Source organism: Escherichia sp. AM3 (assembly GCF_032029835.1).
GTDB classification, from domain to species: Bacteria; Pseudomonadota; Gammaproteobacteria; order Enterobacterales; family Enterobacteriaceae; genus Escherichia; species Escherichia coli.
In genome coordinates this window covers 1-771 of record NZ_JAVUPQ010000442.1, presented here as the reverse complement: position 1 = coordinate 771, position 771 = coordinate 1, and the positions used below count along the sequence as shown (strand labels likewise).

Sequence of the window (771 nt, the reverse complement as noted above, 5' to 3'; positions counted from 1 at the left end):
GCATACTACCGCATCTGCGACATAAGCGATTTTATATCCAGCCTGACCCGCATTTGCTGTATAATACATATCCTCACATAAAATGGTATTCGATGGAAACCCGCCTAATTCTTTAAATATTGAAAGCCTATAGGCGGAGAAAGAATTTGACATAAATACCGTTTTCAACCCCATTTCCGGAATGTTTTCTTTACCACATATATGACTTTTATCTGGATAATTATAATTTCTAGCATGCATCGCAAGAGGTTTTGTCTTTACTACTTGAGTCAATAACTTGAACACAAATATCTTGAGGCGCGTATTTTTTTATATTAGCAACGGACTTTTCCCATAGTTCCCCGCCATTATATGTTGGAATTGCAATATAATATTTCATATTTAACTCTGGATTAATGATTCAGAAGAAGACCTAATATGCACCATCTTTTTTCAGCACTACACCAACTGTCTTAAATAATATGGCTATATCATTCCACATAGACCAATTTTTAACATACCATGCATCAAGATATACACGCGTTTCGTAATCAACGTCACTTCGTCCGCTAACTTGCCACAAACCTGTCATTCCTGGTTTGCTCAGCAAATAATAATCGACCTCTTCATTATACCTTTCAAGCTCTGCGGTTATTATTGGTCTAGGTCCTACAAGGCTCATCTCTCCCTTCAGTACATTGAATAGCTGAGGTAATTCATCCAGACTTGTTCTTCTAAGGAATGCTCATATCTTCGTAATGCGAGGATCATTTTTGAGCTTAAATGTAGAAT

At 36.7% G+C, this 771-nt stretch carries 2 pseudogenes; both read right to left on the bottom strand.

Annotated elements, in window-relative coordinates:
- A pseudogene (locus tag RTW80_RS26470) lies at nucleotides 1-379 on the bottom strand (glycosyltransferase family 2 protein); the annotation flags it as partial.
- Nucleotides 380-412: 33 nt separating this feature from the next.
- Nucleotides 413-771 (bottom strand): annotated as a pseudogene (locus tag RTW80_RS26465) (sugar transferase); the annotation flags it as partial.